15 protein-coding genes are annotated in these 17,685 nt (G+C 40.4%); 10 read left to right on the top strand and 5 right to left on the bottom strand.

Annotated features, from left to right (window positions below):
• Window positions 1-77: 77 nt before the first annotated feature.
• Complete coding sequence (locus tag ACSBOP_RS03420) at window positions 78-782, top strand: CPBP family intramembrane glutamic endopeptidase (RefSeq protein WP_053489874.1); 705 nt, start codon at window positions 78-80, stop codon at window positions 780-782.
• A gap of 422 nt (window positions 783-1,204) precedes the next feature.
• Here ACSBOP_RS03420 and ACSBOP_RS03425 read toward each other — a convergent pair whose 3' ends face one another.
• Together ACSBOP_RS03425 and ACSBOP_RS03430 are read right to left on the bottom strand one after the other, a co-directional pair.
• Window positions 1,205-1,483 (bottom strand): hypothetical protein, encoded by a 279-nt coding sequence (locus ACSBOP_RS03425; protein ID WP_442603077.1) that lies wholly within the window; start codon window positions 1,481-1,483, stop codon window positions 1,205-1,207.
• Between the two features lie 489 nt (window positions 1,484-1,972).
• Complete coding sequence (locus ACSBOP_RS03430) at window positions 1,973-2,866, bottom strand: aminoglycoside phosphotransferase family protein (RefSeq protein ID WP_442603078.1); 894 nt, start codon at window positions 2,864-2,866, stop codon at window positions 1,973-1,975.
• Between the two features lie 824 nt (window positions 2,867-3,690).
• On the opposite strand from ACSBOP_RS03430, the gene ACSBOP_RS03435 reads away from it, so the two are divergent.
• From ACSBOP_RS03435 to ACSBOP_RS03450, 4 genes are all read left to right on the top strand, one after another.
• Window positions 3,691-4,623, top strand: a complete 933-nt coding sequence (locus ACSBOP_RS03435; RefSeq protein WP_442603079.1) for an aldo/keto reductase — start codon at window positions 3,691-3,693, stop codon at window positions 4,621-4,623.
• Window positions 4,624-4,734: 111 nt separating this feature from the next.
• The gene (locus ACSBOP_RS03440; RefSeq protein ID WP_442603080.1) at window positions 4,735-5,106 is read left to right on the top strand and encodes an ester cyclase; all 372 of its coding nucleotides are present in this window, start codon (window positions 4,735-4,737) and stop codon (window positions 5,104-5,106) included.
• A gap of 569 nt (window positions 5,107-5,675) precedes the next feature.
• Complete coding sequence (locus tag ACSBOP_RS03445) at window positions 5,676-6,647, top strand: NAD(P)-dependent alcohol dehydrogenase (protein WP_442603081.1); 972 nt, start codon at window positions 5,676-5,678, stop codon at window positions 6,645-6,647.
• 136 nt (window positions 6,648-6,783) lie between these two features.
• Entirely contained in the window at window positions 6,784-9,441 is a 2,658-nt protein-coding gene (locus ACSBOP_RS03450) for a LuxR C-terminal-related transcriptional regulator (protein ID WP_442603082.1), read from the top strand.
• 82 nt (window positions 9,442-9,523) lie between these two features.
• On the opposite strand, the gene ACSBOP_RS03455 is transcribed toward ACSBOP_RS03450, so the two are convergent.
• Window positions 9,524-9,904, bottom strand: coding sequence for a winged helix-turn-helix transcriptional regulator (locus tag ACSBOP_RS03455; RefSeq protein ID WP_442603083.1), 381 nt, complete (start codon window positions 9,902-9,904; stop codon window positions 9,524-9,526).
• 156 nt (window positions 9,905-10,060) lie between these two features.
• Between ACSBOP_RS03455 and ACSBOP_RS03460 the strand changes: the two genes are divergently transcribed.
• Entirely contained in the window at window positions 10,061-10,777 is a 717-nt protein-coding gene (locus ACSBOP_RS03460) for a 3-ketoacyl-ACP reductase (protein WP_442603084.1), read from the top strand.
• Window positions 10,778-10,933: 156 nt separating this feature from the next.
• Here ACSBOP_RS03460 and ACSBOP_RS03465 read toward each other — a convergent pair whose 3' ends face one another.
• Window positions 10,934-12,094: a hypothetical protein gene (locus ACSBOP_RS03465; protein ID WP_442603085.1), complete on the bottom strand. Its 1,161-nt coding sequence runs from the start codon at window positions 12,092-12,094 to the stop codon at window positions 10,934-10,936.
• Between the two features lie 570 nt (window positions 12,095-12,664).
• Between ACSBOP_RS03465 and ACSBOP_RS03470 the strand changes: the two genes are divergently transcribed.
• Both ACSBOP_RS03470 and ACSBOP_RS03475 read left to right on the top strand, forming a co-directional pair.
• Entirely contained in the window at window positions 12,665-13,882 is a 1,218-nt protein-coding gene (locus ACSBOP_RS03470) for a DUF1963 domain-containing protein (RefSeq protein ID WP_442603086.1), read from the top strand.
• Window positions 13,883-14,082: 200 nt separating this feature from the next.
• Window positions 14,083-15,054, top strand: a complete 972-nt coding sequence (locus ACSBOP_RS03475) for a C40 family peptidase (protein WP_442603087.1) — start codon at window positions 14,083-14,085, stop codon at window positions 15,052-15,054.
• A 78-nt stretch (window positions 15,055-15,132) separates the two neighbouring features.
• Here ACSBOP_RS03475 and ACSBOP_RS03480 read toward each other — a convergent pair whose 3' ends face one another.
• A complete protein-coding gene (locus tag ACSBOP_RS03480; RefSeq protein WP_442603088.1) occupies window positions 15,133-15,492 on the bottom strand; it encodes a 2OG-Fe(II) oxygenase in 360 nt (119 codons plus the stop codon).
• A 313-nt stretch (window positions 15,493-15,805) separates the two neighbouring features.
• Here ACSBOP_RS03480 and scfA point away from each other — a divergent pair, with 313 nt between their 5' ends.
• Both scfA and scfB read left to right on the top strand, forming a co-directional pair.
• Complete coding sequence (gene scfA, locus ACSBOP_RS03485) at window positions 15,806-15,955, top strand: six-cysteine ranthipeptide SCIFF (protein WP_442604356.1); 150 nt, start codon at window positions 15,806-15,808, stop codon at window positions 15,953-15,955.
• Window positions 15,956-16,079: 124 nt separating this feature from the next.
• Window positions 16,080-17,483, top strand: a complete 1,404-nt coding sequence (scfB, locus tag ACSBOP_RS03490; protein WP_442603089.1) for a thioether cross-link-forming SCIFF peptide maturase — start codon at window positions 16,080-16,082, stop codon at window positions 17,481-17,483.
• The last annotated feature ends 202 nt before the right edge of the window (window positions 17,484-17,685 follow it).

Below are 17,685 nucleotides of genomic sequence, written 5' to 3' on the forward strand. Positions count from 1 at the left end.
CCAAAAAAAATGCTTGCAGGTGACGTAGCGTCACCCAATATATTTGAATTATATCACAGAGACAAAGGGGTAAGGGAATGACTGATCACTTAACGCATTGGAAACAAAGGGATAATTGGACATGGAAAGAGTTTGTAGCTTTGCTGTTGCTAGAGTTTGTATTTGTTATCGGATTTATTAAATTTGTAGTAAAACCCGTATATGCGCAATGGCTTGGAGATGAGCTGTATTCAGGAACATTGACAGGGCTTACAATAGCAATAGTATTAATGCTGGGAGTGTATTTCATAGGGCTACGTCCTAAAAAGCTTTCTTGGAGTGAAGTGGGTTTAAGATCCTTTCCTGCGAAGGATTGGTGGCGAATTCTGTTATGGACGTTCTTGCTGATTATAGGCAGCACCATCGTAATGATCCTTACCAGCTATATCGGCAATACATTTGAAAATTCTAAGACGGAATCAATTCAGCAGAATGTTACGGTCTTCAGTGTATTCATTGCGTTTGCATCAGCAGTGATCATCTCGCCTATATACGAAGAGATATTCTATCGCGGTTTTATCTATCGCTGGCTGCGAACCCGATTAGGCATTGGTTGGGCAATGTTTTTGAGTGCGAGTCTCTTTACGATAGTCCATATTCCTACCTATAACGCGATGCCTGCGAATTTTCTTGGGGGGATCATATTTGCATGGGCGTATGAACGAACAAATTCTGTTTGGCCTGCAGTATGGGTACATGGCTTAACAAATGGACTATTTTTATTATTGACTCTGGTAATGTAACGGGAGATTGAAAAAGAGTTACCTAATTCGTAAACAAGCACTTCGAGGCAATGACGACAAATGAGACGGGACTCATCACATGGCTAGTAGAGTTTAGGATTAGAAGAGATGAATTATAAGTGGGGCTGCCATTTGGTAGCCCTTTTTGCTCGGTTTTGTATTTACCATTTACTATATCTATATGATTGAAAGGCATTAGAAGAAAATTTGGCTTTCCTCACAAACGGCACAAAACTGAGCTAGTATATGGTTATGGTGAGTGACGTTTTATATATTCCGAAATGGACAATGGTTTGAGGACGCGAGGTTATGTACGGGGAACCGCATCACAAATAGTGGTAAAGCGCAGAGTTAAATTGAAAATTAGTAAAAATGGGATAACCCCCACAATATATGGGGGCGCCAGTTGATACTGCATTAAATTAAAATTTCGGATTGCGGCAAATACCACGGTAATAATCGACCCAACCGTTCGCTTGAAACAGTTCCTTCAATTCATTAACTTGCAATTTATGGTGAGCAGACCAAACAGCCGTCATGTCCCATCCCATCTTGTAATCGACCTCAATACCGGCATCAACGCACCGTTGGTATTTCTCCATCGAAATTGCCTCCACAGAGTTTTTATAGTTGATAATGTCGCTCTCAAGCCAAATCGGTCCACAACTTAGTTCTTGAATCGGTTCAGGCAGTGAAAGCATTGTTTTTGGTAAGCCTCCTGGTTTTTCGAAAACAAACCAACGTCGATTTGTTCCACCCGAGGACTTCGGCAGCTTCGGCAATTCCACATAAGCTCAATTCATTATATATGGTTAAGCTGGTTAAATAGGTTATTCCAAGCGGGAAGAAGCAGCATCCGAATGTCTTTGATTGGAATGATGCTTTGTAATAGGTATTTTAATTATGTGATGTAAAGAATTTAGATGAAGTTTCGTTAAGTACTTAGGTGAATACAGCCACATCATCTTAATTTATTCTACCGTCAGCACTCAACACATGTGGAGTGTTGCTCACTGTTGGTCAGGAAAGACTAATAGTTGAGATGTATTGGCGGAAATAGTAAAGAGGAGCAAGTAGCCCCTCTTTTTCTTTTACCCGATGAACTATCGTTCTGCGTTAGCTTAACAAAATTACTTTAAATAGGGGTACCGTCAGGGCAAGATAAACGGTTCCACTACTTTTAATTAAGTTTATTTAAGATTTTTCTCTAATTCATAGTCCTGTTCGATTATTTTAATAATATTATATGATTCTTCTGCTATTACTTTGTTAGAGTTTCTATTCCAATTGTAAGTAATTAAAGCCTTCCATAAAGCCCATCCTCTTGCACGATTCCAAGTGCCCTCATCCATATTCAATGTATTCTTGAATACCTTTCTACTTGTATTATCAAAAAATGTCCATGCCATAGCAGCATCACAAGAAGGGTCCCCAATTCCTAAAATTCCGAAATCAATAATAGCAGAAAGCTTTCCATCTTTAACTAGAATATTACCTGGTGCAATATCGCCATGAACCCAAACTGGATTTGCAGCCCATTTCGAATCTAAAGCAAGTTCCCAGATTTCATTCAATAATGAAACGTTTAATATATCTTTATTCTGTTCGATTGCATCTCTGGTCTCTTGATCGTATACTGCAACATTTCCACCTCTATAAAAATTATGTTTCCCTGCTAAAGGACCACCACTAGCATCAATAGATTGTAATTCATTTAAAAATGTCCCCAAGTCTTTTGCAAGTTGGCTAAGATCATTAATATTTTTTAGATTTAATGTCTCTCCCTCTACCCACTTGTTGACAGTCCATGGGAACGGGTATTCCTTACTAGGATTCCCTTTTGCTAAAGGTGTTGATATTGGTAAAGAAAGTTCTTTTGATAATTTTGGTAACCACTTTTGTTCTTTCTCCACTTGTGGAACATAATCTTCAGCACTTGGTAACCTTACACTCATATCGTCTCCCAAGTGAAACGTTCTATTGTCATTTCCACCATTTTTAACAGGTCTGATTTCTAATTTTGACCATTCTGGGAATTGCTCATTTATTAATCTTTTAACTACATTCACATCAATATTATTCATTTAATACACCTCTATCAGTTATTAATCACCTTACTTTTGGCTTCAGCAACACATTTAGTTAGATATAATTTCATTAGAATTACCTCCCTGTATTCACATTACTCTAATTATGGCACGATTAAAAATTTCACTGATTTGCTTTTTAGCTAAGTATTGAATATTAAACACTATGAATCCTTATCAAGGATACGGTTCAGCGTATCACGATTAACAACTATCCTGCCCGATCGCTTAATGAATCTTGGGAGGAGTACACGTACATGGTATATTCGAGGAGAGGTAGCCTCATAAATTAAATCCAAGTGCCTGTAACTGTTCTTGACTAACGATAGTGAGTCCTGCGTAGGCTTTAACCGATAAAGGGAAAAACAGCTTATATAATGTGACATATATATAATAATTGTCGGATGACAAGAACAATGTACGATAAATAGCCGCGGAAATCTTCATTTTCCGCACTTGGAGATTACTTATTGTTATATTCCTCTTGCACCTTACGTAGCGTAATGTCTTATAGTAAAAGCACATGAGATAAAACATAAAAAATAAAGCAAAGGATCTGATGTATGGCGAACACGTTTGGGAGATGGTGCAGCAGAACAGAACTTTTACGTTGGATGACTTTATACGATTATTAGAATTGACGAAAAAGAGAAATGAGAAATATTTAATCAGCTGGGAATACAGCCTAGATTATCAAGAAATTATCTAAGATCAACGAATTGTCTTTACTTACACGATGGATATGGATCAAGTGCGTATCTCAGCTTCATTTTTTGCATAAAAGTGACTAAACGATTAAAAATGAGAGGAAGTTGAAGAGAATGACGAAACAAACACGAATTGGTAAAACAGATTTAGTTGTCAATCCAATCGGACTTGGAACAAGCGCTGTAGGTGGGCACAATATTTTTCCTAATTTAAATGAAGAAGTAGGAAAAGATTGTCTATGGGCTGCGATCAACCATGGAGTGAATTTTTTTGATACAGCGTTTTTTTATGGAACAGGACGTTCAGAGGAGCTAGTAGGTGAAGCGATAAAAGAAGCAGGGAAACGTCATGAATTCATCCTTGCAACAAAAGGCGGCCTTACACTTGCCGGCAATGATATTGCCATGGATAATTCGCCTGCTTTTTTGAAACAAGCCGTTGAAGGTAGTTTGAAAAGGCTGCAAACAGATTACATAGATTTATTTTATATTCATGTTCCAGATCAGGATACACCAAAAGATGAGGCGGTTGGAGTCTTAAAACAGCTGAAGGACGAAGGTAAAATTAGAGCAATTGGCGTTTCCAACTTCTCACTTGATCAATTGAAAGAAGCAAATAAGGATGGTTATGTCGATGTATTACAGGGAAACTACAATTTGCTGCAGCGTGAAGCGGAACAAGAATTCTTTCCATATACGACAGAGAATAATATCTCGTTTATTCCATACTTTCCACTAGCTTCAGGCTTACTGGCCGGTAAATACAATAAAGATATGACATTCAATGATCTACGCAAAGATATGCCTCTATTCCAGGGCGATGTATTTAAAAAAAATCTAGAAAAGATAGAGCAGCTCCGTAAAATTGCGAATGAAAAAAATGCCGAAGTTGCTCATGTAGTCCTGGCTTGGTATTTAAGACATGATTCAATTGGTGTTGTCATTCCCGGAGCAAAAAGAGCAGAGCAAGTGCTGGATAATTTAAAAACATTAGACATCCACCTGACAGAAGAAGAAATCAACGAAATTGATCGTATTTTTAATTAGGTTCTCTGTGGCGAACACATTCATGCCGATCCCGAAACTGCTTGGGGCACCGGAAAATTGTACGTTAAGGGTCTTGCCGGTACCCGGTTTAGAGAAACGGAGAGGATTTCATTGACGAGAGAAGAAACGGAACAAATCATTCATCGAATGTACGAAGCGTTCAATAGCAGAGATATAAACTCAGTAGAAGTTATTTTTACAAAAGGATTTTATAGTCATTCCTTACAAGCTGGACTTGAAGCCGTTAAAATAGCATGGGCTTCGATGTTCGAACGATTCCCGGATATCCAAGTGGTTGTCGAAGACCTGCTTGTTGATGATGATAAAGCCGCAAGCCGCACAAGTATACGGGGAATCACCGCAGCAGATTCTGAAAAACAGCCGATGATTCTTGAACTTATTCGCGTGGAAAACCAACGGATTGCCGAAGTGTGGGGGCTTACAAATTTGGGGGAGTTCGCCAGGGCAAAGCGTAAGGACTAAATTAACAGCTTACAATAATACCGCAGACTACATTCCGCTAACGGGACACGATAGTTCAATCACCGCCTTTATAAGAGGCGGTTTTCTTACTTGACATAATGTTTGAGTGGAAAGGTAAGTAAGTCATCATTCTTGAAATTGACATAGCTTCGCTGTCTCATCCAGCAGTGAGAAGTGGTGCATGGTGCGTATAACCTTATTTCCTGGGTACTGACATTCCGCACCAAGACACGTCAATTTGTGATGTTGCATAGCTTAGAGCCCCGACATAAAGTCAGGGCTTTTTCTATGGTTGGATAGGGGCACATCGTCGTATAAATTGTTCACACTGAACACACAACACATGTGGAGTGCTGTTCATTGATCCCCCTTGGTTCCATCATACATTAAACAATTAAACACAGCTGTAAAATGGCTGTGCTTTTTTGTGTTTTGTAACCCTAAAACAATACTTTAGTATCTATTATTCAATACCGAGTTATAGATATACTTCTACCATATTAAGCAACTGCAACAGCCTTATACCGAGAGTGATCTTGACTGGCTCAAATCAATTAAGGAGGGGACTTATGAAAGCGATTGTACGCTCAAAATATGGAGGTCCGGATATCCTTCAACTTGGTGAGATCGAAAAACCTGTTCCAAAGGACAATGAAGTATTGATTCGTGTTCACGCGGCATCCGTAAATCCATTGGATTATCATTTCATGAGAGGCACACCTTACATCATGCGCCTAGAGGGCGGGCTGTTCAGACCAAAGAACAATGGTATGGGAGTAGATGTGGCAGGACGCATAGAAGCAGTGGGTAAAAATGTGAAGGAGTTCCAACCGGGAGACGAAATATTTGGTGCGTGCAATGGTGCCTTAGCAGAGTATGCATGTGCATCTGAAAAGTCTTTAGTAAAGAAACCAGTCAATGTGACATTTGAGCAAGCAGCGGCTGTGCCGATAGCGGCATTCACTGCCCTGCAAGGTCTACGTGACCAAGGTTTGATTCAGCAAGGGCAGAAGATATTGATTAATGGTGCTGCGGGAGGTGTGGGTACCTTCGCAGTGCAGATCGCTAAATCACTCGGAGCGGAAGTGACAGGGGTGTGTAGCACGAGGAATGTAGAGATGGTTCGTTTAATCGGATCAGATCATGTTATTGACTACACACAAGAGGATTTCACTCGAAGTAAGAATAGGTATGACCTCATTCTTGATCTGGTGGGAAATCGATCGCTCTTCGCTTGTAATAGGGCACTAAAAGCTCAAGGCACTTTGGTTATTGTTGGATCGCAGAGTAAGGGACGGTGGCTTGGACCACTGGCTCGAGCGCTCCGAGGGCTCCTTGTTTCACGTTTCATATCTCAAAGAATAAAAGTTTATATGGCGAGATGGAGTAAAGAGGATCTGATGACGATGTATGAACTTCTTGAAGCTGGAAAAGTAAAACCGGTTATCGACAGATGTTACAATTTAAGCGAAGTATCGGAAGCTATTCGATATCTTGAAGAGGGCCATGCTCAAGGCAAAATCATAATTAGTTTTAGTTGAAACGGCAGAGATGTCGTTTTTTTGTTTTTTTATTAGGGGAGTTTCAAAAAGGAGATGTAGGAAAAGTCGGCGAATTTACTATCAATCCATGTTTAAACCGCGCAAGTTGAAGGCGTAAAACGGAACGGTGGTAATCATGTCTACTACTATTTTATCTACTAAATTTTTCATTCCAGCACCTCGGCCTAAGGTTGTCTTACGTCCTCGGTTGGTCGAATTTCTAAATGAGGGGATAGAACGCAAGCTGACTTTAGTTTCTGCTTCTGCTGGCTATGGTAAAACGACACTTGTAAGCGAATGGCTTACGACTTGTCCACAACCAGCCGCATGGCTGTCACTAGAAGAGGCAGATAACGAACCTCTTCGTTTTCTAACTTACTTCATCGCCTCATTGCAAACGATTGAAAAAGATTTTGGGAAAAATCTGTTTCGTATGCTCCAATCCTCTCAGCCACCGCCAACTGAAACCATTATAACGATCTTAATCAATGAAATCACAGCCCTCTCCTATCCATTCCTGCTTGTACTTGACGATTATCATGTTATTGATGCAATTGAAATTGATAATGCCATATCTATATTTCTTGAGCGTATGCCGCCACAAATGCATTTAGTCATAATTACGCGTGAAGAACCGCGTCTACCATTGGCTCGATTACGTGTTAGGAACCAATTGACTGAGGTGCGCGCCAAAGATTTGCGTTTTTCACCTTCTGAAGTGGGTGAATTTTGTGAAAGGGTGATGGGACTAAAGCTTACATCCGAAAACATCGCATTACTTGAAAATCGCACAGAAGGCTGGGTCGCTGGCTTGCAGCTAGCCGCTCTTTCCATGCAGGGGCATAAAGATCCAAATAGCTTTATCCAATCATTTTCTGGTAACCACCATTACATAGTAGACTATTTGATCGATGAAGTGATACACAAACAATCCATACACGTTCAGACCTTTTTGCTTCGCACTTCTATTCTTGATCGTTTATGTGGCTCACTTTGTGATGCTGTAATACATAGCGGAGATGGGGAAATCCTCTCGTCTACTTCTGGTCAAGAAATATTAGAAATTCTCGATCGATCCAACCTATTTGTCATCCCTTTAGACAATGAGAAGCGTTGGTACCGTTACCACCATCTCTTTGCAGAATTGCTTCGGAATCGCCTCTACCAAGGTGACGTAAAAGTTTCAGATCTATACATACGTGCTAGCATATGGTTTGAAGAACATGATCTAGAGATTGAAGCTTTTCACTATGCAGCTACTGCCAAGGATACTAGGCGCGCCGCCAGATTGGTGGAAGGAAATGGGATGCCTTTGATCTTTCGTGGTGTGGTGGCTCCTGTATTAAAATGGTTGGATTCGTTGCCTCGTGAAGAACTGAATGCAATACCTTCCATGTGGGTCATGTATGCCTCTGCGCTACTGATGGCAGGCCAATTGAACGGTATTGAACAGAAGCTGCAAGCAGCTGAGAAAGCATTGAACGGAATTGAGCTGGGCGATCAAACAAAAGATCTGATCGGTCATATTGCCTCTATACGTGCTACGCTATCAGTCAACAGCAACCAGGCTGAAACCATCATTACCGAGTCGCTTCGTGCTTTGGAATTTCTGCATCCTGACAACCTTCCCATTCGTACTTCTACACTATGGACAATGGGATATGCTTATCAGCTTCAAGGGGATCGTATCTCTGCTGGTAAAGCGTATGCCGAAGCATTATCCATCAGTCAGAAGATCGGGCATGTCATCATAACCATCACTTCAACACTTGGACTAGGGAACATACAGGAATTAGAGAATATGCTGTATATGGCTGCTGAGACGTATAGAGAAGTAGTAAGATTGGCAACAGATCCGCTTCCGCTAGTGGCTTACGAAGCAGAATTGGGTTTAGGCCGACTTTATTATGAATGGAATGATTTGGATACTGCTTTGCTGTACGCTAGGCAAAGTATTCATCATGCGAAGCAGTTTGAAATGATAGATAGAGTCATCGTTGGAGAGGTGTTACTAGCAAAAGTAATGCTTGGTAGGGGAGAGATAGGTGGCACCGCCACTATTTTGGAAAAGGCGGAACTTTTGTCACTTCAACATAATTTAGTAGATCAGATCCCCAAAATTGCTGCATTGCAGGTAGACTTGTTACTACATCAAGACAATCTACTAGCTGCTGAACAAGTGGCTATGAGACACGAACTTCGCCTCAAACTAGCACAGGTACATCTTATGCAGGGGAACACTTCCACTGCACTTTCAGTACTTGAACCATTAAGAGCTTATGTGGAGGAGAAGGGACTAAAGGATGAACACCTTCAGGTATTAATCCTACAAGCAGTTGCATTGCACGCACACGGAGAAAAGTCCAAAGCCAAACAACTCGCAATAAAAGCCCTAAAAGTAGCAGAGTCCGGTGGTTTTATCCGGATATTTGTTGACCTAGGCATTCCAATGCGGAATTTGTTGCATGAGGTAGCCGATCAGGTAAGGATGACGGATTATTTAGCAAAGTTACTTGGAGCATTTGATGAAAAGGAGCAAAAACGTGGTATGAACTCGAATCAGCTTCTAACCAATTCTGCCAAGCTGTTGATCGAACCACTAAGTGAACGAGAGTTGGAAGTATTGTATCTCATAGCTCAAGGTCATTCAAATGATGAGATCAGCAAGAAACTTTTCATTGCACTGCCTACCGTAAAAGGGCATAATCGTATCATTTTTGAGAAACTACAAGTAAAACGACGTACTGAGGCTGTAGCGCGTGCACGCGAGCTAGGATTGATAAAAGATCTGTAAAACAAAATTTTCATATTTGTCATGAATACTATGTATCATAAGTAGGGAATTTATATAATTGGAATTGATCTCCTTATCTTTCTTATTCAAAATAATTGTTTTCTTGTTTAATTTGATCTATTCGTTTTTTTCCCCATTCATACATCATCTCAACGATAGGTAATAACGTCATCCCAAGTTCAGTCATTGAATATTCGACTTTCGGAGGAATTTCTGGAATCACTTCTCTATGAACAATTCCATCTTCTAACAGTTCACGTAATTGGTTTGTTAATATCTTATGCGATATTTTTGGGAAAAGTCTTTGAAGTTCGCTGAATCGATGTGTCCCTTCGACACCTAAATGCCACAAAATAACAACTTTCCATTTGCCACTAATAATCGATAAGGTGAGTTCTTTTTCACAATGATAATCCTGATTTAATATTTTCTCTTTAATCTCTTTTCTTAATGTATCTGACATGGGGGGGTTAACTCCTTTTCTTACAATAGTAACCGTTTGGTAACCTCCGCGCAAAAAAGTGCGTTCTTCACAATGTAGAAATTTGTCGGTAGAATAAATTTAGCGACAATCAAACTCACCTTAAGTAAATCTATTTCATCTCAAGGAGTGAAAACCATGCAAACGATCGAAGGTAAAGTGGCGTTAATTACAGGAGCAGGGCGTGGAATTGGACGTGCAACAGCAGTAGCTTTTGCACGAGAAGGTATCCACGTAGGTCTTGTTGGACGTACGCTTGAAAATTTACAACAAGTAGCAGAGGAACTTAAACAGTATGATGTGAAGGTAGCAATCGCTGCGGCAAATGTAGCGGATTTAGACTCTATCACTACAGCGGTTGAATCAATTCGTGGCAAGCTTGGTGCAATCGATATTTTAGTAAACAATGCAGGCATTTCAAAATTCGGCAACTTCATGGACTTAACGCCTGAAGAATGGACAAATATTATCGATGTCAATGTAAAAGGTGTGTACTACACAACACGTGCGGTATTACCGGAAATGATAGAGCGCAACACAGGCGACATCATTAATATCTCATCAACAGCTGGTCAAAAAGGGGCACCAATTACAAGTGCCTACTCGGCTTCCAAAGCTGCAGTTATCGGACTAAGTGAGTCATTAATGCTTGAAGTGCGTAAGCAAAATATTCGTGTTACAACGTTAACGCCAAGTACGGTTGCAACAGATATGGCTGTTGAACTAAATTTAACAGACGGCAATCCAGAAAAAGTGATGCAAGCAGAAGATTTAGCAGATTTAATGGTTGCACAGCTAAAACTTCATCCACGTGTTGTATTAAAACATGCTGGACTTTGGTCGACCAACCCTTAATAAAAATATTCGAAATATCTGTCCAAACTGTCTACTCAACACATGTGGAGTGTTGTTCACTGTTGGTGCGGAAGGACAACTAATCGGAGATGTATTGGCGGAAATAGCAAAGAGGGGCGGCGAACCCCTCTTTTTCTCTTTGTAATTCTTTTGGAACTAAGCTTTTTGATCAATTCTACTTTCGTATTTACTTACAACAAGTTTGTTTTTTCTTAGTAAGTCGTTCAGGCTTTTCGTCTGCTGATTGTATGCGTCAAAAGCTTGAATTTTAACTTGGGTAGCAGGAATATTAATAATTTCTTGATCGATTGTACTTATTTCATTGTTTTGAATTGAATTCTTTTGTTGCAGATTTTTTATTTGTTCTTCAAGAAACTTTCTTTTAACTTTTTCGGTTTCAATTTTTTCAACTATATATTCTTGAGTAAGTTGTTCTGTTTTAATTTGTTCGTTCCTTACTTTTTGCTCTTGGGTTGCGTCATAAATAGTTTTTCCCACTTGAGCCACATTAGGTAATACGTCAAAGAAAGAAGGGCTGTTATGTCCGAAGCTCTTAAAGTCGAGTTCAGGTAACGTTTCTTCTCTTTTTTTCAAATGGTTGGAGCAGAGAATTTTAACTTTATTTTCTTCCTCTAAATAAACTCCAATTAATGGCTTCTGAATTTTATTAAAAGCTTCAAAAAAACTATTAAAGTATAAAGGAAACTTTTCTAACGAAGTGACATTGTCATTTTCATTTTTATCCAAAATAGTAATGTAATCATCTATGTCATGTTCGTATTTAAGGTATTCGTTAAATTCACTTTCCAATTCTTTCTTTTGATTCAAAATATTGTTCTTTAATGTTCCGGTAGCAGTCTTTGGTAAATTTCTAATCGCCGCAGATGTTAATTCATCAAGAGCATCAGTAAAAGAATCACCTATTAATTTGGAGGCTTGAAATAGTATACTGGTAGAGATATTACGTGTAAGTATTGTATTTAATCTTTTATACAATCTAATCAGTATTGATATTTTTAATATCATCTTATTAGGGTATAAAGTTATAGGATATCCAATTGATTGAAACGCAAAAAAGTGATTATCTTTTGTCAAATCAACATAATCAAAGTTGAAGTATCTTCTTTTAATAGGATTATTTAAAATTAAAAGGTTTCTAGGCGATACTCCATGTTGTAACTCTTTCGAGATAGTTCTTAACAGGTCTAATTTATAGTATTCGTTTCCGAAATTATTAATAAAGTTAGAAAGTTCCCAAGGGTCGAATACTTCATTAACTGTTCTAGTTAATGTTAATCCATATCTCCCATGCTCCATAAAAGTTTGCCCCCTTTAAAGCTGTCTTAACTTATTTATACCATTTTTCTACAAATTTCTCCATAATTAATAATGATAAGAGAAGTTTGTCAACTCTAGTTTATTTGAGCCGCCCCGAAGGGCGGTTATTTATATATAGCTGATATTCAAGAAAATTTCAGGCGCGTCAGACGAGCGTAAACTTTCTCTGAGGTCGATGTTCTCGGACGCTAGGCACTCCGTGCCCCTTACATGTCGGTTGCTTATAAGTCGAATGTGAGCGTCATGTGAAGGCGGTAGTGTCAATACATCGTGTTGACAAATAATAGGGAACTTTTAAACCATATTTCAAAACAATAGACTTTGAATTAGCTCATGCTGAGATTGCATGAGCTAGTTTTGTTGGGGTTTAACTCAGTTGGGTTTTTAGCAGCACAATTTAATTTCGACGCTGTTAAAATATTTGTTAAAATACATATAAAAGGGATTGAGAAAGGAGGATTAATGGTGACGCAGCGCATTCCATGTAAAAGTGAAGGCTGTTCGGCGACTATATTGCCGGCCACCTTCGAGAAAACAGGTGGTTATTGTATGCCGTGTCAACAAGCCAGGGAGCGTCAAGAGCGGCAGGAATATATAAAACGGCACCGTAGGGAAATAGATTTATATGAAGGGGTTACGAACCCGGTGGAAGTGCTCAAGATCATGCACACTACCCGGAAGTATGATCCTCTAATCCAATACACTCCATTCGAATTGAATAAGGAGCAGCTATATATTTCCTTATCTGAAATGAATGCGGACAAGATGCAAAACTATGCTGTTAGTCTGTTACGTGCAGGAGACGAAGATACGAGTATTGATATTCTTTTATCGCTGATATGTTATAGGAACAAGCCGCTGACTGACTGTATCCACGAGCTTATCCGCAATGGACTGTATTACCCTGGAATTTTATTCAAGGAAGCTCCGATGGAGATTCGGGAACAATTGCTGAAGCAGGTGGAACAGGATAGCGACAATCGTAATCATTTATTGCTGGCTTTGAGTTGGATTGGAGATGATCAGGTGGTTCGGCGTTTCCATCAATGGCGTGAGAATAAGCCGCAATGGACACAAGAGCTGCATGTTGCACCTGAACTATACGCATATGAAGCAGGATGGGAGCTTACTGAAGAAGGGGAGCGCCGGAATTTATTTTATAAGAGCAATTATGCCATTGAAAAAGTGAAGGAATCCAAGAGTTCAGGCAACGGGGTAGATAAATCTACAAGTTTTCTGACTAAGAGCCAGCAGGTTTGCCCATGGTGCTGCGGGAGGTTGACCAACCTTTTGGAATTGGAGGTGGGCCACCACTCCATTCAACATTTGTCTCTGGATGGAGAACGATTTAAGGTGCAGACATGTGTAATCTGCGGCTGCTATAGTCCGATTTACATGGAGCTGGATTTTCGTACAGAACCCCAATGGAGTGCCTATAATCAAAAACCAGATTATTTGCCAAATATTAATCTTGATGAGAATGGCGATGAGTACTTATCTGTGGGCGAATATTTAAGGATAGCGACTGAGCCGCGGAATACATATCATGCCGTTCAGTGGACGCTGGAACCGATGGTTTCACAAATTGGCGGGCACCCGACCTGGATACAGGATGCGGAGTATCCCACATGTCCCTGCTGCTCCCAAAGCATGCATTTCATCGGCCAGTTGGATTGGTCGGAAGTAGAAGAGTATGGAGAGGGAATTTACTACATGTTCTTATGTCCCAAAGGCAAGATTACAGCTACGCTATTCCAGCAATCCTAGTACCGGAGCAGTTAATATCAATGGGGAATGTAAGCAGGTTTAGATGTAAAGAATGATTCGACAAATATCCGCATACCAATCCGATCATCCTGAAGCTTGGGGAAAAAGCTCACTGAAGTGGCCCAATGTTCTTTATATTGTGGAGAACTCGCCCTGTTGTTCATAAAATGGAGCAAATCTTATTAGGAGTGGTGCAACTAGTGGCGATTACACGACAGGTAAAGATTAGATTAATACTATTTCAAAGGGACTTTTTCACAAAGCGGAGAAGAGTTTTCAATACCATCAGTTTAATCATAAGAAATAATCTAAATTATTTACCGGTTAATACGATCTTGGAAATATTGGAATATGACATCAAAAAAAATAACATTAACAATTTTACAGTAACAGATGGGTCGGAATTTGTTACTATCCCTAAGACAGGGCCAGTTGCGAGAAGAGAAGGAATACATTTTCCAATTGATCCGTTAATTTATTTCAACAATAGACAGTTCATCAGTCTTCGATCTGTTAATCGCTTATTTAATGTGGCTTTAATATTAAACATAAAATCCAAAACGGTAACTATTCGACAACCCGGACGGTTCTTTGTAACCTTAAAGGGCGATGATCTCAGGAGCATTGCCGCTTTATTAAATACTTCTGTTAAGAGGCTACTTTCCGTTAACAAAAATTTGAATGAACCGATATCATCGGGTATTCGAGTGACCATTCCGAGTTTCTCTTCTAGAGCAGGAACACAAAACTCGAGATCACCTAAAAACGTAAAGGTGAAATTTCACATTGAAGCAGGACCGGTTATTAAATTAGGTCAAACCTTAAAAGGTACCCCTTATAAATTTGGAGCAGGACCATATAGAAAGACCGGAGTATTTGACTGTTCATCGTATATGCAATATATTTATGGCCGAAATGGAGAACCATTACCGAGAACAAGCAGATCACAAGCTCGACGCGGTATATTTCGTAGGCAACGCGATATAGAATCAGGGGATTTAATCTTCTTTAGGAGGGATAGATACTCCGATAATCGGATCGGTCACGTGGGAATGGATATTGGCAATGGCAGAATGTTAAATACCTACGAATCGCCGCCAGGCGTAACGATAACAAAGTGGAGAAGTCCCTATTGGTTGAGAAGGTATGTCACCGCCAGAGAAGTTTTATGATTGTTAGCGGAAGGCGGCTCGTTAAATAAACGGGGCGTCTTTTAATTTGGATTCGCTCGAAGTGCAAGCAACTTAACATTAATTCCTTCGCTGTTGTCTCATCCACTTTGTAGCTATCCACTTTTCCCCTTGAACAACCGGGGAACCTCCGTGCAGGGTCAATGGATCGACCTGACCAAGGCTATTACTGTATTCGAAATATACCGCCGATCCCATCTGTGGGACAATCGAAAGCCCGATTTTCGGGAATAAGGTTTCACCACCGGAGACCACATCATTAAGATAGATAACTAACGTGCTCATACGCTGACCACCATTTGCAAGTTGCACCTTACTTCCTGAGGCAGCGGCAAAGTAGTCGAAATGCGGCTTGTATTTTTTCCCTATGTCATAGTTTAGAATTTGAATCTCTTCTCCATTTTGGATGGGGCAATTCATGACTTCCGCGATGCGTCGGTCCAGTCTGGTAATCAGCTCATTTTCGTTGTCGAAACATCCATTTTATTTGCTAAAGCCTCGATGGAATCCGCTTCTTTGGTCGCTTCTTTTTTGACATTGTTCTGACTCTGTTTTGGTTTCCGCAGCCGCATCCTACGATCACAAGCATGAAAGAGAGAACGAGTTTTGCGTTGATCTAATCTATTTTCGGTTCATTTTTTGTGAAATATTTCACATCTATTTTTAAAAATATAGTTTTTACTAGTGTTTGAGGTTCGGGAAAGTCATCTTTGTACAGAAGGAGTTATTTATGATGAAAAGAATCGTAACACTGAGTACCCGCAAACTAATGGATACCGCAAAACACGGCGGATGCGGTGCATGCCAGACATCTTGCCAGTCCGCTTGTAAAACTTCCTGCGGAGTTGCAAACCAGCGCTGTGAAAACGTAATGAACAGATAGGATTCGGAACTTTACCGCCCATTGCTTTGCAGATGGGCGGCTATTTTTAAGAAGTGGATGCCACCTTTAAAGGACGGCAAAGCCACATTTCCACTTGTGGGCAAAAGGAGCTTGATTAGCAAGTATGATTCATCAATATCAACTAAATGGATTTAACATCGTGCTCGACACCTACAGTGGCTCAGTACATATTGTCGATGACCTCGCATATGAAATTATAGAGCTTTATGAGAGAGCTTCTTTCGAAGAAATCGTGACAACGATGTTGGATAAATATAAACATGATTCCGGCATTTCCGAGATGGGCATTCTTAAAACCATCGCGGATATCGAGGAGCTTAAAAAGGATGGGCAGCTCTTTACAAAGGATGCGTATGAGGACCTCGCCCTTGATTTAAAAAATAGAAAAACTTATGTCAAAGCGCTCTGCCTCAATGTTGCGCATACCTGTAATCTGTCATGCGACTATTGCTTCGCCAGCCAGGGGAAATACAACGGAAATAGGGCAATCATGAGCTATGAGGTTGGACAAAGAGCTATCGATTACCTGCTTGAAAATTCGGGTCATCATCGAAACCTTGACATCGACTTTTTCGGTGGGGAACCGCTTATGGCCTGGAAGGTGGTTAAACAGATCGTAGCTTATGCAAGAAGCAGAGAAAAAGAATACAAAAAGAAGTTCCGCTTCACCTTCACGACGAACGGCATGCTGCTCAGCGATGAGGTCACCGAGTATTTAAATCAGGAAATGTACAATGTCGTATTAAGCCTGGATGGAAGAAAAGAGGTTCATGACCGACTTCGCACCACGGTTACTGGAAAAGGCAGCTACGATCATATTGTTCCGAAGTTCCAAGAATTCGTTCGTAAGCGCGGAGACCAAGAATACTATGTACGAGGAACCTATACTCGTAACAATGTCGATTTCACCAAAGATATATTTCATATTGCTGACCTGGGTTTTGACAAGCTCTCGATGGAACCGGTCATCTGTGATCCACGGGAACCCTATGCACTTACCGAGGAGGACCTCCCAGAGATTTACAGACAGTACGAAATTCTCGCCAAGGAAATGATCAAGCGAGGTGAAGAAGGTAAAGGATTTACTTTTTACCACTACATGCTTGATCTCTCGGAAGGACCTTGCATCCAGAAGAGAATCACCGGCTGTGGTTCAGGAACGGAATATCTCGCTGTAACACCTTGGGGTGAGCTTTTCCCTTGCCACCAGTTCGTCGGGGATGAAGAGTACAGCATGGGAAACATCTGGGATGGAATCACAAAACCTGAGCTGCAATGCCAATTTAAAGAGAGCAACTGCTACTCGAAGCCGGAGTGCAAGGACTGCTGGGCGAAACTCTACTGCAGCGGCGGCTGTCCTGCCAATGCGCTGCACGCGACTGGTTCCCTGGGTGGAACCTACGACTTCAGCTGCGACATCTTCCGTAAGAGGGTCGAATGTTCCATGATGGTGAAGGTTGATGAATCCATTAGAGCGATGGAGGGGCAATCTAGAAAGCTACCATAACGGAGTTAAAAGAGATGATTTTGCCGAAAGAATTGCAGAGAGAAGAGCCACTGCGGGAGAGCGCTTGAATGGATAGATTAATTTTAGACAACACCTGATGCTGAAATCAGGTGTTTTGCTTTTTAGCTAGGTGATCTGTCATCAAGATATCGGGCCGCCAACCGTCGTAAGCAAAAATCTTTCTTGACTTCATTTGCCAGTC

It is taken from the genome of Paenibacillus sp. KN14-4R (assembly GCF_052180255.1).
Classification (GTDB): Bacteria; Bacillota; Bacilli; order Paenibacillales; family NBRC-103111; genus Paenibacillus_AM.

Excerpts from the sequence above, each read along its gene's own strand:
- ACSBOP_RS03435 (WP_442603079.1), top strand. The coding sequence starts at position 3,691 with ATGACGAAACAAACACGAATTGGTAAAACAGATTTAGTTGTCAATCCA.
- ACSBOP_RS03470 (WP_442603086.1), top strand. The coding sequence starts at position 12,665 with ATGCCGTGTCAACAAGCCAGGGAGCGTCAAGAGCGGCAGGAATATATA.
- ACSBOP_RS03425 (WP_442603077.1), bottom strand. The coding sequence starts at position 1,483 with ATGCTTTCACTGCCTGAACCGATTCAAGAACTAAGTTGTGGACCGATT.
- ACSBOP_RS03450 (WP_442603082.1), top strand. The coding sequence starts at position 6,784 with ATGTCTACTACTATTTTATCTACTAAATTTTTCATTCCAGCACCTCGG.
- ACSBOP_RS03460 (WP_442603084.1), top strand. The coding sequence starts at position 10,061 with ATGCAAACGATCGAAGGTAAAGTGGCGTTAATTACAGGAGCAGGGCGT.
- ACSBOP_RS03480 (WP_442603088.1), bottom strand. The coding sequence starts at position 15,492 with ATGAATTGCCCCATCCAAAATGGAGAAGAGATTCAAATTCTAAACTAT.
- ACSBOP_RS03430 (WP_442603078.1), bottom strand. The coding sequence starts at position 2,866 with ATGAATAATATTGATGTGAATGTAGTTAAAAGATTAATAAATGAGCAA.
- ACSBOP_RS03455 (WP_442603083.1), bottom strand. The coding sequence starts at position 9,904 with ATGTCAGATACATTAAGAAAAGAGATTAAAGAGAAAATATTAAATCAG.
- ACSBOP_RS03465 (WP_442603085.1), bottom strand. The coding sequence starts at position 12,094 with ATGGAGCATGGGAGATATGGATTAACATTAACTAGAACAGTTAATGAA.
- scfA (WP_442604356.1), top strand. The coding sequence starts at position 15,806 with ATGAAAAGAATCGTAACACTGAGTACCCGCAAACTAATGGATACCGCA.
- ACSBOP_RS03445 (WP_442603081.1), top strand. The coding sequence starts at position 5,676 with ATGAAAGCGATTGTACGCTCAAAATATGGAGGTCCGGATATCCTTCAA.
- scfB (WP_442603089.1), top strand. The coding sequence starts at position 16,080 with ATGATTCATCAATATCAACTAAATGGATTTAACATCGTGCTCGACACC.
- ACSBOP_RS03420 (WP_053489874.1), top strand. The coding sequence starts at position 78 with ATGACTGATCACTTAACGCATTGGAAACAAAGGGATAATTGGACATGG.